General features: G+C 47.6%; 27 protein-coding genes and 1 pseudogene. 23 read left to right on the top strand and 5 right to left on the bottom strand.

From position 1 onward, the window contains the following. Window positions 1-4 precede the first annotated feature (4 nt). Complete coding sequence (locus OM416_RS05355) at window positions 5-352, bottom strand: potassium channel family protein (RefSeq protein ID WP_062835249.1); 348 nt, start codon at window positions 350-352, stop codon at window positions 5-7. Between the two features lie 65 nt (window positions 353-417). Further along, window positions 418-735, bottom strand: coding sequence for a DUF2627 domain-containing protein (locus tag OM416_RS05350; protein ID WP_264927685.1), 318 nt, complete (start codon window positions 733-735; stop codon window positions 418-420). Window positions 736-967: 232 nt separating this feature from the next. Here OM416_RS05350 and lpdA point away from each other — a divergent pair, with 232 nt between their 5' ends. From lpdA to lipB, 5 genes are all read left to right on the top strand, one after another. Continuing rightward, the gene (gene lpdA / locus OM416_RS05345; protein ID WP_264927683.1) at window positions 968-2,392 is read left to right on the top strand and encodes a dihydrolipoyl dehydrogenase; all 1,425 of its coding nucleotides are present in this window, start codon (window positions 968-970) and stop codon (window positions 2,390-2,392) included. A gap of 139 nt (window positions 2,393-2,531) precedes the next feature. Further along, a complete protein-coding gene (locus OM416_RS05340; RefSeq protein WP_036607878.1) occupies window positions 2,532-3,560 on the top strand; it encodes a thiamine pyrophosphate-dependent dehydrogenase E1 component subunit alpha in 1,029 nt (342 codons plus the stop codon). A gap of 2 nt (window positions 3,561-3,562) precedes the next feature. Continuing rightward, window positions 3,563-4,549, top strand: a complete 987-nt coding sequence (locus tag OM416_RS05335; RefSeq protein ID WP_017687621.1) for an alpha-ketoacid dehydrogenase subunit beta — start codon at window positions 3,563-3,565, stop codon at window positions 4,547-4,549. 47 nt (window positions 4,550-4,596) lie between these two features. Next, complete coding sequence (locus OM416_RS05330) at window positions 4,597-6,039, top strand: dihydrolipoamide acetyltransferase family protein (protein ID WP_264927679.1); 1,443 nt, start codon at window positions 4,597-4,599, stop codon at window positions 6,037-6,039. Between the two features lie 234 nt (window positions 6,040-6,273). Further along, window positions 6,274-6,981, top strand: a complete 708-nt coding sequence (gene lipB, locus OM416_RS05325) for a lipoyl(octanoyl) transferase LipB (protein ID WP_264927677.1) — start codon at window positions 6,274-6,276, stop codon at window positions 6,979-6,981. Window positions 6,982-7,007: 26 nt separating this feature from the next. On the opposite strand, the gene prli42 is transcribed toward lipB, so the two are convergent. Continuing rightward, window positions 7,008-7,109, bottom strand: a complete 102-nt coding sequence (prli42, locus tag OM416_RS05320; protein ID WP_017687624.1) for a stressosome-associated protein Prli42 — start codon at window positions 7,107-7,109, stop codon at window positions 7,008-7,010. Window positions 7,110-7,189: 80 nt separating this feature from the next. On the opposite strand from prli42, the gene OM416_RS05315 reads away from it, so the two are divergent. Beyond that, window positions 7,190-8,323 carry a M20/M25/M40 family metallo-hydrolase gene (locus OM416_RS05315; RefSeq protein WP_264927674.1) on the top strand — a complete coding sequence of 378 codons (1,134 nt, stop codon included), beginning with the start codon at window positions 7,190-7,192 and terminating at the stop codon, window positions 8,321-8,323. Between the two features lie 107 nt (window positions 8,324-8,430). Here the strand turns inward: OM416_RS05315 and OM416_RS05310 are convergent, their stop codons facing one another. Beyond that, window positions 8,431-8,565 (bottom strand): Z-ring formation inhibitor MciZ, encoded by a 135-nt coding sequence (locus OM416_RS05310; RefSeq protein ID WP_264927672.1) that lies wholly within the window; start codon window positions 8,563-8,565, stop codon window positions 8,431-8,433. Between the two features lie 122 nt (window positions 8,566-8,687). On the opposite strand from OM416_RS05310, the gene OM416_RS05305 reads away from it, so the two are divergent. The 11 genes from OM416_RS05305 to sigF all read left to right on the top strand — a co-directional run bounded on the left by OM416_RS05305 (window position 8,688) and on the right by sigF (window position 17,384). Further along, window positions 8,688-9,281 (top strand): NUDIX domain-containing protein, encoded by a 594-nt coding sequence (locus OM416_RS05305; protein ID WP_051447058.1) that lies wholly within the window; start codon window positions 8,688-8,690, stop codon window positions 9,279-9,281. 2 nt (window positions 9,282-9,283) lie between these two features. After that, complete coding sequence (locus tag OM416_RS05300; protein WP_264927669.1) at window positions 9,284-10,504, top strand: endonuclease Q family protein; 1,221 nt, start codon at window positions 9,284-9,286, stop codon at window positions 10,502-10,504. 160 nt (window positions 10,505-10,664) lie between these two features. After that, on the top strand, window positions 10,665-11,294 hold the full coding sequence (spoIIM, locus tag OM416_RS05295) for a stage II sporulation protein M (protein WP_017687629.1): 630 nt from the start codon (window positions 10,665-10,667) through the stop codon (window positions 11,292-11,294). A 107-nt stretch (window positions 11,295-11,401) separates the two neighbouring features. After that, the gene (locus OM416_RS05290; protein WP_036607866.1) at window positions 11,402-11,869 is read left to right on the top strand and encodes a Fur family transcriptional regulator; all 468 of its coding nucleotides are present in this window, start codon (window positions 11,402-11,404) and stop codon (window positions 11,867-11,869) included. A gap of 158 nt (window positions 11,870-12,027) precedes the next feature. Continuing rightward, window positions 12,028-12,270, top strand: a complete 243-nt coding sequence (locus OM416_RS05285; RefSeq protein WP_017687632.1) for a DUF4227 family protein — start codon at window positions 12,028-12,030, stop codon at window positions 12,268-12,270. Between the two features lie 75 nt (window positions 12,271-12,345). Further along, entirely contained in the window at window positions 12,346-13,236 is an 891-nt protein-coding gene (locus tag OM416_RS05280; RefSeq protein ID WP_169482031.1) for a tyrosine recombinase, read from the top strand. 178 nt (window positions 13,237-13,414) lie between these two features. Next, a complete protein-coding gene (locus OM416_RS05275; RefSeq protein ID WP_264927662.1) occupies window positions 13,415-14,239 on the top strand; it encodes a purine-nucleoside phosphorylase in 825 nt (274 codons plus the stop codon). A 302-nt stretch (window positions 14,240-14,541) separates the two neighbouring features. Next, window positions 14,542-15,663 carry a D-alanyl-D-alanine carboxypeptidase family protein gene (locus OM416_RS05270; protein WP_264928821.1) on the top strand — a complete coding sequence of 374 codons (1,122 nt, stop codon included), beginning with the start codon at window positions 14,542-14,544 and terminating at the stop codon, window positions 15,661-15,663. A 145-nt stretch (window positions 15,664-15,808) separates the two neighbouring features. After that, the gene (gene spoIIAA, locus OM416_RS05265) at window positions 15,809-16,162 is read left to right on the top strand and encodes an anti-sigma F factor antagonist (RefSeq protein ID WP_017687636.1); all 354 of its coding nucleotides are present in this window, start codon (window positions 15,809-15,811) and stop codon (window positions 16,160-16,162) included. Then, a complete protein-coding gene (spoIIAB, locus tag OM416_RS05260) occupies window positions 16,159-16,614 on the top strand; it encodes an anti-sigma F factor (protein ID WP_036672324.1) in 456 nt (151 codons plus the stop codon). The genes spoIIAA and spoIIAB overlap by 4 nt, the downstream gene beginning before the upstream one ends. A 14-nt stretch (window positions 16,615-16,628) precedes the next feature. Further along, window positions 16,629-17,384, top strand: coding sequence for an RNA polymerase sporulation sigma factor SigF (gene sigF, locus OM416_RS05255; RefSeq protein WP_264927657.1), 756 nt, complete (start codon window positions 16,629-16,631; stop codon window positions 17,382-17,384). 85 nt (window positions 17,385-17,469) lie between these two features. Here sigF and OM416_RS05250 read toward each other — a convergent pair. Further along, window positions 17,470-18,398: pseudogene (locus tag OM416_RS05250) on the bottom strand (DMT family transporter). Window positions 18,399-18,506: 108 nt separating this feature from the next. On the opposite strand from OM416_RS05250, the gene OM416_RS05245 reads away from it, so the two are divergent. The 6 genes from OM416_RS05245 (at window position 18,507) to OM416_RS05220 (ending at window position 25,011) form a co-directional block, all read left to right on the top strand. Beyond that, entirely contained in the window at window positions 18,507-19,415 is a 909-nt protein-coding gene (locus OM416_RS05245) for a helix-turn-helix transcriptional regulator (RefSeq protein ID WP_264927655.1), read from the top strand. Between the two features lie 721 nt (window positions 19,416-20,136). Further along, a complete protein-coding gene (locus tag OM416_RS05240; RefSeq protein ID WP_264927653.1) occupies window positions 20,137-20,793 on the top strand; it encodes a stage V sporulation protein AA in 657 nt (218 codons plus the stop codon). After that, window positions 20,774-21,202, top strand: coding sequence for a stage V sporulation protein AB (locus tag OM416_RS05235; protein ID WP_076331327.1), 429 nt, complete (start codon window positions 20,774-20,776; stop codon window positions 21,200-21,202). Before OM416_RS05240 ends, OM416_RS05235 begins: the two co-directional genes overlap by 20 nt. A gap of 24 nt (window positions 21,203-21,226) precedes the next feature. Continuing rightward, complete coding sequence (locus OM416_RS05230) at window positions 21,227-22,894, top strand: spore germination protein (RefSeq protein ID WP_264927651.1); 1,668 nt, start codon at window positions 21,227-21,229, stop codon at window positions 22,892-22,894. A gap of 103 nt (window positions 22,895-22,997) precedes the next feature. Then, window positions 22,998-24,329 carry a diaminopimelate decarboxylase gene (gene lysA, locus OM416_RS05225; protein ID WP_264927649.1) on the top strand — a complete coding sequence of 444 codons (1,332 nt, stop codon included), beginning with the start codon at window positions 22,998-23,000 and terminating at the stop codon, window positions 24,327-24,329. A 250-nt stretch (window positions 24,330-24,579) separates the two neighbouring features. Further along, window positions 24,580-25,011 (top strand): peptidylprolyl isomerase, encoded by a 432-nt coding sequence (locus OM416_RS05220; protein WP_017687646.1) that lies wholly within the window; start codon window positions 24,580-24,582, stop codon window positions 25,009-25,011. Window positions 25,012-25,014: the final 3 nt, after the last annotated feature.

The raw sequence follows: 25,014 nt of genomic DNA, 5'->3' as shown, positions 1-25,014 counted from the left end.
GAGATTACTCCGGGTCCTCTTCTGTCTTTAATTTGCGAGGGAATAGAATACCTGCTGTAATTCTGGCAATCATGGCAAAGGTGAGGCCAATGCCTGCAAACATGTAAATCACAGTAAAGGCTTTGCTGAATCCGGTGGATGGCACAAAATCAGGATGTCCCACCGTAGTCAAAGTAACCGCACAGAAGTATAACGCATCGATCCAGTGAAGACCTTCAACACGAGTGTAAAACAAAGTGCCTGACAGCAGTGTTGCTGCCGTTAACGCGAACAGAGCCAGAAACTTGGGGTCTTTGAACGCATGGAAAATGCCTTTGAGCAGTCGTTGTAACGTGATTAGAAATGATACCATGATGATCCATCCTGTCTATGTAAGGTTGTCGGTATGTGTTGTATAGACACACAAAAAGCCCGGACTCATGGAGTCCTTCCGGGCGTCTCTGCTTTTTCGGATACACTTTTGGACCGGAAACGGGGGCCTACATAATTACGCTTGCGGTCACGGAACAGGATCCAGCCTCCCAGAAAACTCATACCTGCCGCGAAAAGGACAAGTCCACCGGCAAAGGAAAGCCACTGGAAACCTGGTGAGATCAGTTCGTTCCCGTGCTCGGCATAATATAGGAACAGGGCATCTTTCATCATCAGAAAACCCTTCATTGCCATTAAACCGGGAATGACCAGAACAACAATCGCCAAAAATCGCGCAAAGACTAATCTTGTATTCATGAGCATTATACCCTTTCTGCCAAAGTCGACATTAAATAAAGGTTACGCTTACAGATCATACCTGATTCCATCATAGCTTGGAATGCATAGGCTGTCCATGTGTGATTGCGTCAAACTTTGAGTTGACCGCTCAAGGAGAGTACAATGGCATATAGAGGGTATGAGCCAAACCAAGATTCAAGCTATCATCATTTAATAAATTATATTGAAATTTGATTCATAGAGGAGAGCATGAGAGATGCCAATTACATGTGATGTTGCAATACTTGGAGGAGGGACCGGTGGATATGTAGCCGCGATCCGGGCTGCACAGCTGGGGAAACAGGTCGTTATTATTGAGAAGGACAAGCTTGGCGGAACCTGTTTGCATCGTGGATGTATTCCAAGTAAGGCTTTGCTCAAAAGCGCGGAAGTGTACGCCGAGATTCAGGAGAGCGAAACGTATGGTATCGAAACAGCTGGAGCTACCCTTGTATTTCCCAAAGTACAGGCGCGCAAGGATGCGATTGTGGAGCAGCTTCATCAGGGCGTTCAATATTTGATGAAAAAAAATAAAATTCAGGTCGTACACGCGAACGGTCGCGTTATCGGACCATCCATCTTCTCCCCGCAGAGCGGAGCAGTCGCTGTAGAGTTCGAAGATGGCGAGATGGATACGGTTGTGCCAACCAATCTCATTATTGCCACTGGTTCGCGTCCACGTGTGCTGCCGGGCCTGGAACCGGACGGCAAGTTTATTATGAGCAGTGACGAAGCCCTGCGTATGGATGAACTTCCTGCATCACTCATCATCGTCGGTGGGGGTGTGATTGGACTGGAGTGGGCATCCATGCTGAATGACTTTGGCGTTGAAATCACTGTGGTTGAAGTAGCTGCGCATGTGTTGCCTGCCGAGGATGAAGATGTTGCCAGAGAGATGCAGCGATTGCTTGGCAAGCGAGGTGTTCGTTTCCTCACCGGCGCCAAGGTTTTAACGGAAACATATAGCACGGATCAAGAGGGCATCCGGATTGATGTGCAGCTTGGTGACGATAAGCAGGAAACGCTGAGAGCGGAGAAAATGCTCGTATCGGTTGGACGTCAGGCCAATGTGGAAAATATCGGACTGGAAAATACAGATATCAAATTGGAACGCGGCTTCATCGCTGTGAACCAACAGTTACAAACCGGCGAAGGTCACATTTACGCCATTGGCGACTGCATCGGCGGTCTACAGCTTGCACATGCTGCAAGTCATGAAGGTATTCTCGCTGTCAATCATCTGGCGGGAGAAACTGTACATGCCGTAGAATCCCATCGCATCCCGCGTTGTGTGTATACACGCCCAGAAGCAGCCAGCATCGGATTCACCGAGCGTGAAGCCAAAGAACGTGGCTATGAACTCAAAACAGGCAAGTTCCCATTTTCGGCCATTGGCAAATCGCTCATTCACGGAAGTCGGGATGGATTCGTGAAGGTGATCGCAGATGCCAAGACGAATGATATATTGGGGGTACATATGATTGGCACTCATGTCACGGAATTGATTGCTGAGGCTTCTCTGGCTCAGATGCTGGATGCCACACCTTGGGAAGTCGGACAAACCATTCATCCACATCCTTCTCTGTCGGAAATCATGGGTGAAGCCATGCTCGCGGTCGATGGAAAGGCCATTGGAATGTAAGCCAAACAGGCTTATGAGAAAGGTCCTTTCCTTTTTTGGGTAAAAGGGATTATAATAAGGTTAAGCCAAGTCTTAGTACCAGGTTATAAGATCGGGTAGTAAGAATGGCATAGGCTCTGATTAAAAGGAGGTACCTCATATGAGTTCACAAGGTACTGCAGACGCGGTCCACCGGCATCAACAGCTGGGACTTAGCGATGGTGAAGTATTGGATATGTACAAATACATGCTGCTCGCGCGCAAGTTTGACGAGCGTTGCTTGCTCTTGCAACGGGCTGGCAAAATTAACTTTCACGTATCCGGTGTAGGACAGGAAGCTGCGCAAGTAGGCGCTGCTTTTGGTCTGGATCGGGATCACGATTATTATTTACCTTATTACCGCGATTACGGCTTTGTACTGGCGGTAGGCATGACTCCGCGTGAGTTGATGTTGTCTGCTTTTGCGAAGGCAGAAGATCCGAATAGTGGCGGTCGGCAAATGCCCGGTCACTTCGGTCACAAAAAGCTGCGGATTGTGACGGGTTCCAGCCCGGTTACAACACAGGTTCCGCACGCTGTTGGATTTGCACTGGCTGCCAAAATGAAGAAGCAAGAATTTGTTTCTTTTGTTACGTTTGGCGAAGGATCAAGCAATCAGGGTGACTTCCATGAGGGAGCCAACTTTGCAGGTGTGCATAAATTGCCTGTCATTATTATGTGTGAGAACAATCAATATGCAATTTCGGTACCAATTCACAAACAGTTGAGCGGCAAAATATCCGATCGAGCACAAGGATACGGGTTCCCCGGACTACGTGTAGATGGTAACGATGCATTAGAAGTATATGCTGCAGTGAAGGAAGCACGTCGCCGTGCCATAGCCGGGGAAGGCCCGACACTGATTGAAGCGATGATGTATCGGTTGTCACCTCATTCCACCTCCGATAATGATCTGGCTTACCGGACCAAAGAGGAAGTTGAGGAGAACTGGAAGAAAGATGGCGTTCCTCGCATGAAGAACTACTTGATCGATTGCGGCATCTGGGACGAAGCCCGGGATGCGGATCTGGCTTCCCAGCTTGCGATGGAGATGAAAGAAGCAACTGAATATGCAGACAACGCGCCATATCCTAAACCTGAGGACACTCTGACGCACGTTTATGCGGACAGCGAAGAAGGGGGACGGTAAGTATGGCAGTGATGGAATATATTGATGCAATCCGTCTCGCGATGAAAGAAGAGATGGAACGGGATGAAAATGTTTTTATCCTTGGTGAAGACGTAGGTCTCAAAGGTGGTGTGTTTACCACAACTAAAGGGCTGCAAGATCAGTTTGGCGAAATGCGTGTCATGGATACACCTTTGTCCGAATCCGCTATCGCAGGTGTAGCCATTGGTGCAGCGATGTATGGCATGAAGCCGATTGCCGAGATGCAATATTCGGACTTCATGCTGCCGGCAACGAACCAGATCATTAGTGAAGCGGCGAAGATTCGCTATCGTTCCAACAATGACTGGAGTTGCCCGATCGTTATCCGCGCGCCGATTGGTGGCGGAATCTTCGGTGGGTTGTATCACTCCCAATGTCCGGAATCAATTTTCTTTGGTACACCTGGTCTGAAAATTATAGCTCCCTACTCAGCATACGATGCTAAGGGACTGCTTAAAGCGGCCATTCGCGACCCGGACCCGGTACTCTTTTTTGAAAATAAAAAATGTTACAAGCTCATTAAGGAAGATGTGCCAGAAGATGATTACATCGTTCCGATTGGTAAAGCCAACGTACTTCGTGAAGGTGCGGATATTACGGTGATCGGTTACAGTCAGCCGCTGCATTTTGTCATGCAGGCTGCTGAGGAGCTGGAGCGTGAAGAAGGCATTACAGCACACGTTCTCGATCTGCGCACATTGCAACCGTTGGATCGTGAAGCGATTATTGCTTCCGCTCGTCTGACAGGCAAAGTGCTGATTGTACACGAAGATAACAAAACCGGTGGTGTAGGTGCCGAAGTTGCCGCTATTATTAGCGAGGAATGTCTGTTTGAACTGGATGCACCGATTCAGCGTCTCTGCGGACCTGACGTGCCGGCCATGCCAATTAGCCCAACATTAGAGAAGTTCTACATGCTGAGCAAGGACAAAGCCAAAGCAGCAATGCGTACTCTTGCCGAGTTTTAATTTCGTTTTTTGGATCGTTTAAAAGTAAAGTTTGGAGTGATAATCAAATGGCTGAACGTATGAAATGGATCGAGGTCATTATGCCGCAATTGGCGGAATCGCTGGTCTCGGCTACCATAGGCAAATGGTTGAAAAAACCGGGCGACCGCGTGGAACAGTACGAGCCGATCTGTGAAGTAATCACTGATAAAGTCAATGCCGAGATTCCATCCACTGTGGATGGAATTATGGGTGACCTTTTGGTGGAAGAGGGCACAACGATTGCTGTTGGTGAAGCAATCTGCCGCATGCAAGTCGCTGCTTCCGACGAAGAAGCGGCCGAGCAGGTAACACAAGTATCGCAGCAACAGGAGCAAGTTCAGCAACATGCGAGCCATACTCCTGTTGTTGCCTCAAATACAGCAGGACATGATCCTAACCAGCCGATGCGAAATCGGTATTCCCCGGCAGTGCAATCCTTGGCAGCAGAGCATGGCTTGAACTTGCAAAGCATTCAGGGCACTGGAGCAGGTGGTCGGATTACCCGCAAAGATGTGTTGGCATTTGTTGCACAGGGTGGTAACGCGGCTGGATTGTCGGCACAAGCATCAGTAGCAGTACAGCATGCACCTTCTGGTGTGCCGTCTGCTTCTCCATTCAGCGGAGTGAATCGTGGAAATGGAGAAATGGGTTTAACCGCCGGAGAAGCGATCTCAGCGTCCGATGCTGGTGTTCCTGTGAGACATTCAGGCATTCATCTAACCGAAAGTCCGAAAATTCCACAGATCGAAGTGGAAGGTGGGGGGCAGGGAAGATCGGAGTATTTCATCGATGTTACCCCTGTGCGTAATGCGATTGCCCGGAATATGCGTCAAAGCGTATCTGAAATCCCGCATGCATGGACGATGATCGAAGTAGATGTAACGAATCTCGTGATGCTGCGCAATAAACTCAAGGATGAGTTCAAGCGTAAGGAAGGCATCAATCTGACATATCTGTCCTTCATGATGAAGGGAGTCGTTAATGCGATTAAAGACTATCCGATCATGAACTCGGTATGGGCAGTCGACAAAATTATCGTTAAACGGGACATTAACTTGTCCATGGCAGTAGGAACCGAAGACTCCGTACTTACACCAGTAATCAAACATGCCGATCAGCGAAATATCGCAGGTCTGGCTCGTGAAGTGGATGAGCTGGCTCGCAAAACACGTGAGGGTACATTGAAGCTTGACCATATGCAGGGTGGTACGTTCACCGTGAACAACACGGGTTCATTCGGTTCGATCCTGTCGCAGCCAATCATTAACTACCCACAGGCAGCGATTCTTACATTCGAGTCGATTGTCAAAAAGCCAGTGGTGATTAATGATATGATCGCCGTTCGTTCGATGGCTAACCTGTGTCTGTCGCTGGATCACCGAATCCTGGATGGCGTAATCAGCGGACGTTTCTTGCAACGTGTCAAAGAAAATCTGGAAGGTTACACCATGGAAACCAAGGTATATTAAGTTAGACATTTTGCATCAATCCAAAGAGCGGTTTCCAATCATCAAGTTATAGATTCAAATGGTTCTATTCGTCTAGAACTTGTACCCGGGAGCGTTTGAAAATGAATGATGCAAAATGTTCAATAGATGAAGGACGGGAAAGTGTATGTGCCGCAGGCCGTGCACTTTTCCGGCTGTCTACGGACAGGTGCTCAATCTTACATTGAACATCAAGCAGAAGGGTGTGGGGAAATCATGAGCAAGCCGCTGGATGTTGCATACATACCGATGCTTGATTATGAAGAGGCTTGGAACCGCCAGAAAGCGATTGTGCAGCGATTGGACGAGGGCGAGGGAGCGGAGCAGATGCTGCTTTTACAGCACCCGCCAACGTATACGATCGGTTCACAAAATCATCCGGAGCATCTGCTTCTCAGTCCGGAAGAGTTGCGTGAGCAAGGGATCTCTTTGTTTCAAATTGACCGTGGCGGTGATATTACTTATCATGGTCCGGGCCAGTTGGTAGGCTACCCGTTATTGATTCTTGGTCGGGATGAAGAACTGGATCTGCACGGCTATTTACGGAAACTTGAGCAGGTACTTATGGATTATCTCGCAGACCAGGGCATCGAAGCCGGACGCAAAGAGGGTTACACGGGTGTGTGGATTGGCGATATGAAGATTGCTGCGATCGGCATCAAGTTTAATCGTTGTAAACACCGCCGCGGTTTCGTGACCAGTCACGGGTTTGCTTTTAACATTACCTCAGGCATTCAACATGCTGGTTTTCAGGGGATTGTTCCTTGTGGGATTGAGCAGTATGGCGTTACCTCATTGGAGGATATAACGGGTAAGTCCTATGCAGTGGAACAGGTAGCGCGCGAGATTGTTCCATACTTTAATCGTATTTTTCCATATCAAATTAATTGGATTAGCGAAAAAGAAGCCCTTCAACGTCTGTAAACAGACTATCGAAAGGCTTCAGGTTGCTATCCGAACAGTAACGGTTCGAGAGCTATGAAAAGGGTGGACCCGATCATGGCGATCAGCATGAGATAGATGATGATTTTGAACCATTTCTTTTTTTGCATGATGAGAGAACTCCTTTCAACAAAGTAAACAAGCCATAGTAATTGTATTGTACCGTATCCACGAGAGGGAGGAAAGTCCTATGATTAAACAACAACGTGTTATCGATCAGTTCATGGAACTGGTACAGATTGATAGTGAAACGAAAAACGAACAGAACATCTCGAAGATGTTAAAAGAACAGTTTGCAGAGCTTGGTCTTCATGTCTATGAGGATGACACCATGGAGCAAACCGGACATGGCGCCGGAAACCTCGTCATTACCTGGGAAGCCGAAGGAACAGAAGGTGTTGCACCGATCTTTTTCACATGTCATATGGACACCGTAACGCCGGGACAGGGGATTAAGCCTGAACTGGGTGAAGATGGCTGGATTCGCAGTGATGGAACAACAATCCTGGGAGCAGATGACAAAGCAGGTATTGCGGCATTGTTCGAAGCGATTCGTGTGATCCAGGAAAACAAGATTCCACATGGTAAAATTCAATTTGTCATTACGGTCGGCGAAGAGTCTGGACTGGTGGGTGCACGTGCCATGAATCCGAAGGATATCGATGCCGAGTTCGGTTATGCGCTGGATTCCAACGGAGCTGTAGGCACGATCTGTGTTGCTGCACCAGCGAGAGCTGAAATTCAAATGAGCATCTATGGGAAGTCTGCTCATGCTGGCGTGAATCCGGAAGACGGGATCAGCGCCATTCAGGTTGCAGCCAAAGCCATTGCAGCCATGAAGCTTGGACGAATTGATGATGAGACAACCGCGAACATTGGTAAATTCCAGGGTGGATCAGCACTCAACGTGGTATGTGACTTTGTGCAGATTGAAGCGGAAGCTCGCAGTATTGTGCAGGAGAAAGTTGAATTGCAAGTTGCACAGATGCGTGAAGCACTGGAAACGACATGCCGCAAATACGGTGCAACGGCTGAATTCAGAAGTGAGATCCTGTATCCTGCATTTGGCTTCCATGATGAACACGAAGTTGTACAACTTGCACAGCGTGCCATCCGCAGTGTTGGGCTGGAGACAAGTACGTTTGCTTCCGGTGGTGGCAGTGATGCCAATATCTTTAACGGATTCGACATTCCGACAGTGAACCTGGCGGTAGGGTATGAGGATATTCATACAACCAAAGAACGCATTCGTGCCGAAGATATTGTGAAGTTGTCTCAAGTGGTCGTGGCTATTATTCAGGAAACGGCAGCAGACAAGAAATAATATAAAGCACGTGTTACCTCATATGCTCTTAGAGAAAAGTCCGAACCCGGTCTGTACGGATTCGGACTTTTTGCGAATTCATGTTATATTTCATGGGAGAAACTCGTTTATTTACGTCCAGCGAGGAGATCGATTAACTTGGCATCCGGGCCCCACTCGCGCAACCATTGCTTGAGTATGAGCTTCACTTGCCGGGCTTGTCCTACTACGTGTACGGATTGAGGCGTCTTATAACTGTTCATTGAAAGTCCCCCTGATTCGTTTATATTTGCTGTGAGAATTCTATACGCTCACCATATGCCCAAAATCAGAGATTTATACATTAACCGAATATATAATCCTACGATATGGAGTTGAAGAACGAATGAAACCAAATCAATCTGCCCAATCCATCCATGCTGCGCAACCTGCCAATCCGAAATTGGATGAAGTGACCGTATCCACCAAGCCGATCTTCGAGGGGAAAGTGATTTCACTTCAGGTCGATACAGTTAAGCTTCCGAACGGTCAGACGGCTACACGTGAGATTATCCGGCACCCTGGAGCTGTAGCTGTACTTGCTCTAAACGGAGATCGCATGCTTGTTGTGGATCAGTATCGTCAGGCCATGGGACGCACCGAAGTAGAGATTCCTGCGGGGAAATTGGACCCCGGTGAAGAGCCGGAAGTGGCAGCAGCACGTGAATTGCGAGAAGAGACAGGATATGTGGCCAAGTCACTGCGTCATTTGCGTTCGTTCTATACGTCACCGGGGTTCGCAGATGAAATTATTCATCTCTACATCGCTGAAGAGTTGGAAGCCGGAGATATGGCGCTGGACGAAGATGAATTCCTTGAAGTTGCCGAAATAACTCTGGAGGAAGCCTATGCGCTCATGGACGAGAACCGGATTAGTGATGCTAAAACGATGATGGCCGTGTATGCGTGGGACCTTTACAGAACAACAGGACGGTTCTAAGAATGCAAGATCAATTGGCAACGTCCGCCTTGTGGGAGCCCTGCTATACAGACCTGCATATTCACATTGGGCGAACGTCCCGCGGCGAGGCTGTCAAAATCAGTGGCAGTCGGGATCTGACATTTGAGAATATTGCCCGGGAAGCTTCGGAACGTAAAGGAATTCATTTACTTGGTGTCATTGATTGTCATTCTCCGGTTGTACAGATGGATATTGAGCAATTGCTGGAGAGTGGTACGATGTCCGAGATTGAGGGAGGCGGCATTGCCTACCAGGACACCACCATTCTGCTGGGTACAGAGATTGAGCTGCGCGAGCCTGGCATGCGTGAGTTCCATATGCTGGCCTACTTTCGTGATCTGAAAACGATGAAGTCCTTCACGGACTGGATGAATCGTTATATGAAAAATGTAAACCTCAGTTCTCAGCGGGTATACGTGCCCGCTCTTGAGATGCAGGCGGAGATTAAGGCCCGTGGTGGACTTATTGTGCCTGCACATGTATTTACACCGCATAAAGGCATCTATGGCAGTACGGCGCCCCGTATGGGCGATGTTCTGGATACACGTCTAGTAGATGCGGTCGAGCTGGGGTTAAGTTCTGATTCATCCATGGCCAGTTATATTCAGGAATTGGATCATGTTCCGTTCTTGACCAATTCGGATGCCCACTCTCTCGGTAAGATTGGACGGGAGTATAATGAGCTGCAAGTTGCTGCACCTTCTTTTGATGAATTCCGTATGGCACTTCAAGGAGAAGCAGGCAGAAGCATCGCTGCCAATTATGGATTGAATCCAAGGCTGGGCAAGTACCACCGTACCTACTGTGCAGCATGTGGCAGCATTATGGATGAGCAAGCGATGTCAGCAGAGCGCTGTCCTCACTGTGGCAGTCTGAAGCTGGTGCAGGGGGTGCTGGATCGCATTCTGGCGATCTCTGATCGGGAAAGTCCTTATGTGCCTGCAAACAGACCTGCCTATCATTATCAAGTACCACTGGAGTTCATTCCGGGACTTGGCAAAGCCAAACTGCGCCAGCTACTGGACCATTTTGGTACAGAAATGAACGTGCTTCATCGAACCCGTGAGGAAGAACTTGCTGCGGTTGTTGGACCTGTGCTGGCAGGCCTGATCGTGGCTGCACGGAACGGACAACTGGAGCTATCCTCCGGAGGTGGAGGCACGTACGGTAAAGTTGCTGTTCAGCAAAGAGCCTCGGAGTGACCCGTGTAAATACTCCCAGGTTCAACTCATATAGCTTCGCTTCACGTAGAGCCAATCTGGACAAGAAGTCATACAGGTGCGTTCCGGTTCATAAGAATGACTAAGAGGATGTGACTGAGAATCCTTGCAGCATGATACCGGAAAGGGGACTCGTACCTGTATGCGCTCTTCCTACTTTACATTTAAAGGTCAGACTTCGTTATATGTATTCGTGGCTGTCTTGTTTCTGGTCGGCGTCATTTTTGGCGCACTCATGGTCAATGCATTGTCACTTGAGCAACGTCAGGATCTGGAGGGTTATCTGGGCAATTTCTTCATGACAGTGCAGCACAGCGCACAAGTGACAGAGACCGGGGCATATTGGGACATTGCCATGCTTCATCTGAAATGGGTAGGTCTGATCTTTATCCTGGGTTTATCCGTTGTCGGACTGCCCGGCATACTGGTTCTGGATTTTCTGAAAGGTGTGCTCATTGGATTCACAGTGGGGTACCTTGTTGGGCAGTATTCCTGGAAAGGGCTGCTCTTTGCACTGGTGTCCGTGGCACCGCATAATTTGTTCGTCATTCCGATCTTGCTGATCTGCAGTGTGGCGGCCATGACGTTCTCGTTATACATCATTCGTAATCGTGTTTTGATGCAGCGAACACCGGGTCGACAAAGGCCTTTTGCTTCATATATAGTGTTAACTTTGGTCATGGCTGCACTGCTGCTTGGCGTGGCGTCTTTTGAAACATGGGTTACACCTGCGATGATGCGTTGGGTCACGCCAATGCTACTACCGGCCTAACGTGCACCGTATAGTGTAAAATGTTGACTTTAATTACGCACTCCCCCTATAATGAAAAGAGTGGGTTAAGTTGCAGTGTGCAGTGATTTCCTAGGGGGAGGGAGAAAATGGAAGCACGGATTGATAAAATTAAGCAGCAACTACAGTCCCAAGGATATAAATTAACGCCCCAGCGGGAAGCCACCTTAAGAGTACTTCTTGAGAATGAAGAAGATCATCTGAGCGCAGAAGATGTATTCATGCTCGTTAAAGAAAAGGCTCCCGAAATCGGTCTGGCAACCGTGTACCGTACCCTCGAACTGCTGAGTGAGCTGCATGTTGTAGAGAAAATCAACTTCGGCGACGGTGTAGCGCGTTATGATCTGCGCGGAGATACATCCAAGCATCACCATCATCACTTAATCTGTGTTCAATGCGGAAGTATGGATGAAATACGTGAAGACTGGCTTGGACCGCTTGAAGAGCGTTTGGAGCGGGAATTTAACTTTTCGGTAGTAGATCACCGACTGGACTTTCATGGAATTTGTTATCGTTGCAAAGCTAAAAATGAACAGAAACCCAAAGATGAAGAATAACATAGCATATCTTCAAGCTCTCACCGGCGGTTTTGACGGGAGAGCTTTTTTGGCACCGGAGTGATCTGGAGTTTACCCCGAATGGCATAAACCTGTGTTTATGGACATACCCTGATTCAAGGACAATGCCGGATTCGAATCAGGAGGGGGACACGCCCATGATTATATCAGTGCGGAGAGGGCTCCGTTTTATTCGATTCATTATATTTTTTGCAGCATTAGTTTATCTGTTCTATCATGTTCTGGATTTGTTTAATGGCTGGATCTCACCTGTGGATCAGTATCAGATGCCGACTGGCAATGCGATCAAAGTATTTCAGGAAACGGATTGGCCAGGTAATGGAGAAGGACGTCCTACGATGGCAGAGCGTCTCCGTCTGTTCTATTGGTACGGGGAGTAGCTTCGAACAGCCAGGGATGCAAATACGGGAGCAGTCTGCCGGAGCGGCAGATCTGTCAGTTGAGGAGCGTTGTACATGAAACAGACGATACACGCCTATGCCTTATACTTGGAAGATGATAAAGGGATGTCAAGCAGCACACTTGAATCATATCTCCGAGACGTGGACAAGTTCATTGAATTTGCAGATAAGGAATATGGCATACGCGAAGCCGATCAGGTCAGACGCACGCATGTCGTCCTGTTTACAGGGCAACTCAAACAGGCAGGACGTGCAAACGCAACCATTGCCCGCAGCATCGTATCTCTGCGCTCCTACTTTCATTTTTTGATGCGGCGGGGTGATATTATACAAGACCCTACGTTCGATGTGGAAGCTCCCAAGGCGGATAAGACGCCTCCACAGGTGTTAACCATCCCGGAGATCGAACAGCTGCTGACAGCGCCTGATATTCGTTCACCGCAGGGTGTGAGAGACCGAGCGATGCTTGAGCTATTGTATGCTACAGGCATTCGCGTCTCGGAACTGATTGCGCTCGACATTCGGGATGTACAGCCGGGCATGCGCTTTATACGGTGCGGCGGGGCGGGCAAGGAACGCATTCTTCCCATCGGTGCGCCAGCCGCACATTGGGCAAGTGTATATGTGGAGGAATTCCGCAATCAGTTGCTCAAAACCGATTCGGACGAGCAGGCACTGTTCGTGAATGTGTCTGGCAGACGTTTAACCCGGCAAGGCTTCTGGAAGCTGCTTAAAAAAGCGGCGGTGGATGCTGGGATTTCGGAAGAAATTACGCCGCATACGCTACGTCATTCGTTCGCAGCACACCTGATTGCCAATGGGGCAGACACACGTGCCGTACAGGACATGCTGGGCCATGTGGAGCAGCCGGGACAACAATATGGCAATCATGGTCGCAAAACCATGAAAGAAATCTATGAAACCCATCATCCGAGGGCAAGATAGATTTTGACGCAGGGCATTCACAAATAAATGCGGAACATTGGGTCGATTTAGGATAAAATAAATTGAATACATCTAAACGCCGTTATACATAAGCAGTTTTGCATAAATTCGAGTGTATTGATTTTGCAAAATGCGGCTACAGACGGATCATTTCAACTCAAGGAGGAACATACATCGCATGACAGCACTAAACCAACAAATGATTTCGGAAGCAGCATCTTATATTCAAAGTAAAAGCTCCATCAAGCCGGAAGTCGGTTTAATTTTGGGTTCAGGTCTTGGCGTACTGGCAGAACTGATTGAAGATGGCGTAAGTATTGCTTATCAGGATATTCCGCATTTTCCAGTATCCACAGTAGAAGGGCATGAAGGTGAGCTATTGGTTGGAACCATCAAAGGTCGTCCAGTGGTGATGATGAAAGGCCGCTTCCACATGTACGAAGGGTATGGTCCGGAACTGACAGCCTTCCCGGTACGTGTTATGAAGGAACTGGGTGTAAGTAGCCTGCTTGTAACCAATGCTGCAGGTGGCGTAAATACGTCATATGAAGCTGGAGACTTGATGCTGATCTCGGATCACTTGAATCTTACAGGCAAAAATCCACTGATCGGACCAAATGACGCTGCACTGGGCGTGCGTTTCCCTGATCTGTCTGAAGCATATAGCCGCCGTTTGCGCGCGCTGGCGAAGGATACGGCTGCATCACAAGGTTTTAACGTACGTGAAGGGGTATACGCAGGTATGCTCGGTCCGAACTACGAGACACCGGCAGAGATCAAAATGCTGCGTACATTGGGCTCAGATGCAGTGGGCATGTCCACTGTATCTGAAGTAATCGTGGCGCGCCATGCAGGCCTGGAAGTGCTGGGTATTTCTTGTATCAGCAACATGGCTGCCGGAATTCTGGACCAGCCACTGTCACATGATGAGGTGATGGAAACGACGGAACGTGTTCGTGAGTCGTTCTTGGCGCTGGTATTGGCAGTTATTCCACAAATGTAATTAAGATTTGAGTAGAGAAGGTTACCTTTCCGTATGAGAAATCATCGGGGGTAACCTTTTTTTGTTGTGATGAACTTACGGTTACACATTAGCTGAGTGGAGTGCGTTTTTTTGCTGTTGTCTCCTTTTCCACAAAAAGTTCGGGAAATCATAGGTAAGATGGAATAATTTACTGCAAACGCGCCGACAATGATTAGCAGTACATGCATGGAACATGCAGTAAGCAAGTCATTTAAGGAGGTAACCTAGTGAAGAAAAGAATAATGGCATCGTTCATGACCCTTTGTATCCTGCTGACCCTTATGGCATCAACGGCATTGGCTGAAGAAACACCGAAGGCAGCGGGAGGAACGGATCTGGCCCCGTCGGCGCGCTCTGCGATCTTGATGGATGCAGACACGGGAACGGTTATTTATGAGAAAAACAGTCATGATCAGCTGCCTCCGGCGAGCATTACGAAGATTATGACGATGCTGCTCACGATCGAAGCGATCGACTCGGGCAAGCTGAAGCTGACGGACAAGGTAAGAACGAGTGAATACGCAGCTTCCATGGGCGGTTCGCAGATCTTCCTGGAGCCCGGGGAAGAAATGACGGTTGACGATATGTTAAAAGGGATCGCAATGGCCTCGGGCAATGATGCCTCGGTAGCCATGGCTGAGAAGATCGCTGGCTCGGAAGAAGCCTTTGTACAGCTGATGAATGAGCGTGCGAAGGAGCTTGGCATGAAGGATACTCATTTTGCCAACTGTAACGGCCTTCCGGTCGATAATCATTATTCTTCCGCCCATGACATTGCCGTCATGAGCCGTGAATTGCTGAAGCATTCCGGGATTACGAAGTACACCGGCGCATATCAGGATTACCTTCGCAAAGATACGGAAAAGCCATTCTGGCTGGTGAATACGAACAAGCTGGTTCGTTTTTATGAAGGGGCAGATGGTTTGAAAACAGGATATACGTCCGAAGCGAAATTCTGTCTGTCCGCTACAGCGTCCAAGGATGGACTGCGTGTCGTTTCCGTGGTACTCGGTGAACCAAATACCAAAACACGGAACAGTGAGGTGTCTTCGATGTTTGACTACGCCTTTAGTCAATATACGATGAAGGCTCTTTACAAGGCAGGGGATCTGCTGGGCAGTCTGAGAATCGAAAAAGGGGAAGTTGCTGAATTGCCTCTGAACGCCACACAAAATTATAGTGTACTGATGCGCAAAGGAGCCAAATCCAACGACATCCGGCATGAATTGCTGGTCGCCAAAGAATTGAAAGCTCCGATTAAAGCTGGGCAAAGTATTGGTAAACTTGTGGTGTACCAGGGCAATGACGTGATTAAGGAGTTCGACATTCAGGCTCCGCAGGATGTGAATAAAGCTGGCTGGTGGAAGCTGTTCAAGCGGACGACGTCCAACCTGTTTGACTAAAACGGCGATTTCCGCGAGTTGCACGCATCCTTCGAACATATTTTGTAGTTAAATAGGGGTTTTCTTCTAGTTTTGTCGGGGGGCAGGAAAAGCCTTCGGAAACGTAGAAATCCTTGTTCTAAGACAGGGAGGAGAGTGAGCAAACGTGAACTTGCATGTGGAAATGGAACACCATCGCGGGATTCTGATTGTACGATTATCCGGGGAGCTGGATCACCATACAGCTGACATGGTACGGATGCAGATGGATGAAGCCATCCAGCGGAGACAAAGCGAGCATCTCGTACTCAGCCTGAAAGATCTGCAATTTATGGACAGTTCAGGTCTGGGTGTCATTTTGGGAAGATACAAACTCATTAAGAATAAAGGCGGCAAGATGGTGGTCTGTGACGTCAATTCGCCAGTATACCGTTTGCTGGAAATGTCGGGTTTGTTCAAGATTATGCCGATATACGAAAATGAGGGAACTGCTCTCTCAGGTCTGGAGGTCGTCTCATGAATGAAGGAACAGGGACAAATTTCATGAATCTGCAATTCGCGGCCAAGTCAGAGAATGAATCGTTTGCACGGGTAACCGTTGCAGCGTTTATCTCCCAGCTTGATCCAACGATGGACGAGCTCAGTGACCTGAAGACGGTCATTTCGGAAGCCGTGACCAACAGCATCATCCACGGATACAACAACAACTCCGAGGGTGTTGTGTCCATCCAGGCCGAGATTCGGGAAGATATGATTACCATTATTGTGGAAGACCGTGGTGAAGGAATCGAAGATCTTGAACTCGCCAAGCAGCCGCTATATACATCCAAACCCGAACTTGAGCGGTCGGGCATGGGCTTCACCATTATGGAAAACTTTATGGATGAATTCGAAGTCAGCAGTGAGCCCGGCAGAGGCACCTCCATCAAGATGAAGAAAAGGATTGAATCCAAGAAAGCATTGTATAATTAGGGGTTGGTGTTCTTATGGATGCTGAAGTGAAACCATCTTCACAGACCTATTTGGACGATGCCGAGGTCAAACGGCTGATTGCGCTCAGTCAGTCGGGTGACCATGTCTCACGGGATACGCTGGTGAACTGCAACATCAGACTCGTCTGGTCCGTCGTACAGCGTTTTATGAACAGGGGATATGATCCGGAAGATCTGTTCCAGATTGGTTGTATCGGTCTGCTCAAGTCAGTGGACAAATTCGATCTCAGTTATGACGTGAAGTTCTCGACCTACGCGGTGCCGATGATCATCGGAGAAATCCAGCGATTCCTGCGGGATGACGGTACCCTGAAGGTCAGTCGTTCACTGAAAGAGATGGCGAATAAAGTCCGCAAAAAAAGGGACGAACTGTCCAAACATCTGGATCGTCTGCCAACGATCAAGGAAGTTGCCTCAGAGCTGGGGGTAACCCCGGAGGAAGTCGTATTTGCCCAGGAAGCGAACAAACCACCGACCTCCATCCATGAGACCGTATTCGAGAATGACGGTGATCCCATTACGTTAATGGACCAGATTGCCGACGAGTCTCAGGAACGTTGGTTTGACAAACTGGCGCTGAACGAAGCCATCGGTGGTCTCAGCGAGCGGGAGCGGTTAATCGTTTATCTTCGGTATTACAGAGATCAGACCCAGTCCGAGGTTGCCAGCAGATTGGGAATATCTCAGGTGCAGGTATCACGTCTGGAGAAAAAAATACTGCAATCCATCCGCGACCAAATCGCGCAGTGATCCGGATTGCAAACAACAGTATTGGCGTTTATACACCAATATACGACAACTAACAACCTTCTATCGCGCATTATGGCGAGGGAGGTTATTTGTTGTTAATCCGGGGAGATCCTGAACGATTGGACTGCATGACCAGCATCATGCCAAGAATACATGCCATACCAATCCATTGATAGAAGCCAAAAGGTTCATGGAGCCATATGACGGTTGTTCCAACAGCAGCAAGGGGCTCTGCGCTCCCGAGCAGGCTAGTTTCCTTAGGTGTAAGACTTTGGAGACTCGCAATATAAAACCAAAAAGCAATCATGGTTCCAAAAAGGATTGTAAATATCAAATAACCGTAGGTTTCGAGCGTGATGCTAGCAAAATTCATTTTCCAGGGCGGGTGAATAAAACTCATTCCCAAACCAGCGATGATCATAGCCCAGCCAACCACAACAAGTGAATCGAACTTTTTAATCAGTTGCACGGCATACAGCGTATAAAATGCAGCTGAAACCCCGGATAATATGCCCCACATCACTGCGAGCCAGGAGACAGATAACTGCGTGAGTGAGCCGTTCGTCAGTAGGAGAAAACACCCACCGAGAGCCAGAACGGCGCATGCAAGGTCATTGCGTGTAAGGACAGACTGCTTACGGAGTGCGATGTAAATCATGATCATGACAGGGGACAGGTACTGCAGGAGTGTAGCTACCGCTGAATTACCGTGTTTAATGGATGCCATGTACGTATACTGGACGGTAAGCATGCCGACCAATCCAAAAATGATCAGCTGTCCAGCTGTTTTTTTATTTCTCCACACATCAAAAATCTGAAATCGTCTATTTGTAAACGATTGAATAACCAGTAATAGTAACCCAGCAATCAACAATCGTACAGTGACATACCAATTGACTTCAATTCCATCCAGTTGAAACAGTTTTTGAGATACTGTCCCCCAATGCCCCAGCAGAGGGCTCCCGTCAGAACGAGTACGATGCCTGAAATTTTGGATTTTGCAGAAGTTGTCATTCTTGTTCGCCTCACCTTAAATGTTAGAATAGTGTTATTTTAAGGAGAAATGCGGTACATTAATATCAAATTTACACTTAAAAATATAACAATATTGAGATGAGGGCCATGCAAAAGATCGAATTTATCATTGATCAACATTTGAAAGAAATGACGCAACACCGTACCGATACATTATCTATAGCTTGTTATGAGACAACCATTGTTCAAAATGTTCACGGACATATTCCTCTCCACTGGCATGATGAATTGCAGTTTGTTGCCGTTCTTCAGGGTAAGGCGTTGTTCCATATCAACGATCAAAAGATGATTTTGTCCGAAGGTGACGGGGTTTTTATCAACAGTGGAATAATGCATATGGCTGAAGATCACGGGGTGAGCGAGAACTGCATTTATTTATGTCTGAATTTGTCCCCACACGTTATCATGCCTTCGGATTTGTATATAAAGTACGTACATCCATATGTAACAGCAACTAATTTGCCTTTTCTGTATATCGAAAGAGCTAACGCTTGGGGAGAACAGATCTTGGATGCTATTGCACGGATTAGAAAGGAGCTAGTGCACCAAGTTCCTTTTTACGAAGTGAGTATTGCTTCGGCGGTGCTTAATATGTGGAAACTACTGATGATGAACGGATATTCTCTAGAACATGATCCATCGGAAATGAGCAGAAACAAGCGAATGAAAGACATGTTGCAATGGATTAATCTCAACTATGCCGAGCCGATTAGATTAGAAGATATTGCAAAGGCCGGACAGTTAAGTCGATCGGAGACGTGCCGTTATTTCAAGCAAATCCTGAAAACTACACCCATGCAATATGTGATCGAGTACCGCATCCAAAGAAGCATTGAACTATTGCAACTCTCCGAGCGTAGCATAACCGAAATCGCCTATGAGGTCGGTTTTAACAGCACGAGTTATTACATCAACCAATTCCGCAAAACAATGAATTCAACCCCTTTACGATTTAGAAGGGAATTGAACAAAAGAGACAAAGAAAATAATTCTTGAGATAATGTTTATGATCCGTGAACCTATCAACCAATCCCAAAGAGTCGCCAATACGGCGACTTTTTTGATATGTGAAATAATGCTTCACACTCAGTTTCGCCTCAAATCGGTCACAAGGAGAGCGTATAAAATAACCCCTAAAAGCTCATCTTTCAATTCCCTTCCTGCCTACTCCCCAGCATATTTATTACAAACGTTTTGAAACGAGAGGACGACGGGTAGCGGAGGGATGGAATCGGTCAAAAGGAGCGAAGCGTGAGGGCTCACCTAAGGATACACAAGCAACGTAGGCGGCAGATTAGACCTGAAGAAGCGAGCGCTCTCCATTGTCTCCAATTTTTCACACAACTGTAGTCTAAGACGGTTCCAGAAGACAACTTGAAGAGTCATTTGGAATTTTGAGCAAAATAACCCCAAAAAGCTCCTCTTTTTAAATCCCTTCCTGCCTACTCCCCCAGCATATTTATTTCAAACGTTTGGAAGCGGGAGGACGATGGAGAGCGGAGGGATGGAATCGGTCAAAAGGAGCGAAGCGTTCGCCTTTAGCACCGGATTTCCTCCTTGAAAAGGAGAGTTCAAGAAATACGGGGATAACAGCGACCAATGACCGATCCATCCCGCAGCGCCACCCCCACCTCCCGATCTTTTTCCAACCAGTTTGTAATAAATTTGCACATTCTTCAAATACTAACCTAAATTACGCAGTAAAGGAGTGCTATGGATGTCCCAGACACCCACTCCAATGGTCTACGTTCGTCTGCGCAGCCGTATTCATATCCAGAGAGGCAGAGCAGTCAAGCTTGGAGACATTGCACATGTGCTGACTTCTTCCGAAGAACAGGAGGACGGGCTACTGGAGCTTGAACTGCTGCGCCCTGGACCGGAGGATGGCAATCTGATCCTCATTGATATATTGCAGATTATTCCCCGAATTCGGCAAATCTTGCCGGAGGTAAGCGTGGAACTGATGGGGTCTGGTCATACGCTTGTTGAAGTCGTTGCGGGAAATGGTCAACCTTCCAAGTCCCTGTTCATATTGGTTTGGCTGCTGCTGTTCTTTGGATCGGCCTTAACGATCATGAATTTTCATGCGGATGTGAACATGCAGGAAGTACAGATTCGAATTGTGGAGATGCTTACAGGGCATCGGGACGAACATCCCTATCTGTTCCAAGTGGCGTATTCCATTGGCATTGGATTCGGTATGGCGGTATTTTTCAACCATTTGTTCAAGAAGAAGTGGAATGAGGAGCCTACTCCGTTGGAAGTGGAGATGTTCCTATACCAGCAAAATGTAGATAAATATGTGGTGATTGAAGAAAGCGAACGGATGCACGAGCAGGAACGCAGGGAGATGAATGCGGATGAGCGTTCTTAATGGAGCAATCAGCATTGTACTGGGCATTGCCGGGGGGATTGCGGTAGGAAGCGGCGTGATTGCGCTCATTCTGGTGCTCGATATGATTCCCAGATTGGCTCAACTTACGCAATCGTATGACAAGACCCACTGGTACGAAGGGGCATTAATAGGTGGTTCATTGCTTGGAACTGTGGCTGACTTCTGGCACTGGAAAATGCATGGGGTGCTATTGCTCAGCCCGATCATTGGTCTGTTCTGTGGCGTGTTTATCGGTCTGCTGGCCGCAGCCCTCACTGAGGTGCTCAATGTACTGCCCGTGCTAGCCAAACGGCTGGGCATGAAACCTTATTTGTTTGGGTTACTGCTTGCCATGATTCTGGGCAAAATGACAGGCTCCCTGTTTGATTTTTTTATATATCAGCGTTAGCTCGGGGCCATAGGAGGATGGAAAATGGATGAACGAACGGAACATACAGGCCAGGAAAATAGTGAAGGTATAACGGAAGAAATGTTGCACAAGTCGGCTTATGAGATTCAGAAGGAAGAAGAGAAGAAAGCGTACAATAAGAAAAAACAAAATGAGATGTCCGACAGCATTGAGGAATCGGTGCAATATTGGCAGGAAAACGATGATATCTCCCCACGCATGAGTGAAAATAAATATACGCTTCAACAGGTGCTGGGACTCGGAGAATCCTTCGACGTTAATATGAGGGAAATGGTTCTGGGTGGCAAGCACGTTGGATTGCTGATGATTACCGGTTTTGCGAAGGATGAGATTTTGCTTGAAGTGTTAAAAAGATTGACCTATCTCACACCGGATGATGTGTCCGGACACGCGCTCAAATCCTATTTCGAATGTTACATTCCACATATTCAGGTAGAAAAAGTCGACAAGATGAGTGCGGTCATCAACAAGGTTCTTACCGGTATGAGTGCGATGTTCGTAGAAGGGGATCGCTCAGTCTTGATTATGGATACCCGGAGTTACCCGGTACGTTCACCGGAAGAACCTTCATTGGAAAGGGTAGTCCGAGGTTCCAGAGACGGCTTTACCGAGACGCTCCTGACCAACGTAACATTAGTGCGTCGCAGAATACGCGACCCTGGATTGAAGTTTGAGATCATGCAGGTGGGGCGGAGAACACAAACGGACGTCTGCGTAGTGTACATTGATGATATTGTCGATAAAGTGCAGGTGGATTCAGTTCGTGAAAAAATTCAGCGAGTGGATATCGATGGTATTCCCGCCGCCGATAAGCAGCTGGAGGAAGCGATTATCAACAAGGGATGGAATCCGTTCCCACTCGTTCGTTATTCAGAACGACCAGATGTTACAGCTTCTCATTTGCTGGAAGGACGAGTTGTCATTTTCGTAGACACTTCCCCCAGTGTGATGATTCTGCCTACGACCTTCTTCGACCTTTGTGAGCATGCGGAGGAGAACAGACAGACAGCCTTGATGGGAACCTATTTACGATGGGTGCGTTTTGCAGGGATTCTCATCTCGTTGTTTTTGCTACCATTATGGCTTCTCATGGTTATCGACCCTTCAATTAAACCGATGGGACTCGACTTTATTGGTCCACAGGAAAATGTAAAGCTGCCGTTAATTCTACAGTTTCTCCTGATCGAACTGGGCGTCGATTTACTACGGATGGCAGCGGTTCATACGCCTACACCTCTGGCATCGGCTATGGGCTTAATCGCGGCCATTCTAGTCGGGGATATCGCGGTGAAAACGGGATATTTTGTCAATGAAGTTGTACTCTATATGGCCATCGCAGCTATCGGCATGTTTGCCACGCCAAGTTACGAGCTGGGTCTCGCCAACAGGCTGGTCAGGTTAGTTCTGCTCATTGCCGTAGCGATATTCAAGGTTCCGGGATTGGTCGTGGGCTGTACATTGCTTATATTGGCGCTTACCGTTCACCGGTCGTACAATTCTTCGTATCTCTGGCCTTTTATACCGTTTAATGCAAAGGCCCTGGGCAACTTTTTATTCCGGCTTCCGCTGTTGGAAAATAAAAAACGTCCATCATTTAATAAGACACGTGACAACACCAAAATGTCCGATGATCCGGACGGGGAACTGCGAAAAAGTAAAAAACACAAATGATCTTCCGAAAAATCCATTCATCCCGCTGCCTAATTTGATATACTGGTGTAAAATCATTGGAATATCAATTGTTCCAGTATATAAAAAGTGAGGAATGCAGATTATGTATTTACATGGTACAAGTAAAATAAATGCGCAAGGACATCTGGAGATTGGCGGAGTCGATGCTACAAATCTGAAAGAACAATTTGGAACTCCCCTGTACGTTGTGGACGAGCAATTGGTTCGCGAGCGTTGCAGAGAGTATATGGAAGCTTTCCGTGCTTCCGGACTGGGCTTCCAGGTTGCTTACGCAAGTAAAGCATTTTGTGTAATGGCGATGTGTGCCCTTGCAGCTGAAGAAGGACTTTCCCTGGATGTCGTATCTGACGGTGAACTGTTCACTGCACTGCAAGCAGGATTCCCGGCTGAGCGCATTCATTTCCACGGTAACAATAAAACGTTGGAAGAGATCGAAATGGCTCTTGATGCAGAGATCGGATGCTTTGTTGTTGATAACTTCAATGAATTGCATCTGTTGCAGGCTGTAGCAGCGGACAAAAATCGTAAAGTAAACATTTTGCTTCGTGTGACGCCTGGTGTTGAGGCACATACGCATGAATATATTTCCACTGGTCAGACGGATTCGAAATTTGGATTTGATATCGGCAATGGTACGGCATTTGAAGCGATTGAACTGGCTTCCAAGCAGTCTAACCTGGTATTGCTCGGTGTGCATTCCCACATCGGTTCCCAGATCTTTGAAGTTGAAGGTTTCCAGATGGCGGTTCAACGTGTTGCTGAATTTGCAGCAAGCGTATATGAGCGTCTTAACGTTGCTTTCAAAGTGGTTAACCTTGGTGGGGGATTCGGAATCCGTTATATCGACGGAGATACGCCGCTTGAAGTTGCGCAATACGTGAAGGCTATTACAGATGCAGTTAAAAATCATTTTGCTCAAATCGGCTATGCCGTACCTGAAATTTGGGTTGAACCAGGCCGCAGCATCGTGGGTGAAGCGGGAACAACGCTGTATACTGTTGGAACAAGCAAAGACATTCCAGGTGTGCGTAAATATGTTGCCGTTGATGGTGGTATGACCGATAACCCACGTCCTGCTTTGTATGAATCCAAGTATGAAGCTGTGCTTGCCAACCGTGCGAATGAGGCTGCTCAGGAAACGGTATCTGTTGCGGGTAAATGCTGCGAGAGTGGCGATATGCTGATCTGGGATCTGGACCTGCCAAAAGTGGAAAGTGGCGACCTGCTCGCTGTAGCTTGCACAGGCGCGTATAACTACTCCATGGCAAGCAACTACAATCGGATTCGTCGTCCGGCCGTTGTATTTGTCAAAGACGGTCAAGGGGATGTTGTGGTACGCCGTGAGACGTATCAGGATATCATCCAGAATGACTTGGTACCTGCACGTATTGGCAAACAGCCAGTAACTCGCTAATTCGTCAAAGATAATGCATTTGTTTCTGCATTGTTCAGGATATATGGATTTCACAGTTAAAGCAGATGAAAAGGGAACTTCCTTTTCGTCTGTTTTTTGTGTATTTGAGCTAAAGCATGAAAAAAGTTGCCGTTTTTTTTGCGATCCAGACATTTTCGGTGTACACTAAGAAAAGTGCTGTAATGCTTGGCCCAGGGTCATGCCTTCTGGCACCATTAACGATGGTCAATACGAAAGGAGTCATTTACATATGGCGAAACAAGCGAAAATTAAATTGGCAAACGGCGGAGAGGTTCTGATCGATCTGTTCGATCAAGAAGCTCCAAACACAGTAGCAAACTTTGAGAAACTGGCTAACTCCGGTTTCTACAATGGTCTTACATTCCACCGCGTTATCCCGGGCTTCGTAGCTCAAGGCGGATGCCCTAACGGTTCCGGTGCAGGTGGCCCAGGTTACACAATCAACTGTGAAATCAACCCGAACAAACATGAGCGCGGAACACTTGCTATGGCACATGCTGGCCGTAACACAGGTGGAAGCCAGTTCTACATCTGCTACCAACCGCAACCACATTTGGATGGACAACATACTGTATTTGGTAAAGTAACTAAAGGTATGGAGTTCGTAGACGCTTTAGAAGGTAAAGACAAAATGGAAACTGTTGAAGTTGTAGAAGCTTAATAC

Origin of the sequence: Paenibacillus sp. LS1 (assembly GCF_026013365.1) — a bacterium.
Lineage (GTDB): Bacteria > Bacillota > Bacilli > Paenibacillales > Paenibacillaceae > Paenibacillus.
This window is presented reverse-complemented; position numbering and strand designations above follow the sequence as displayed.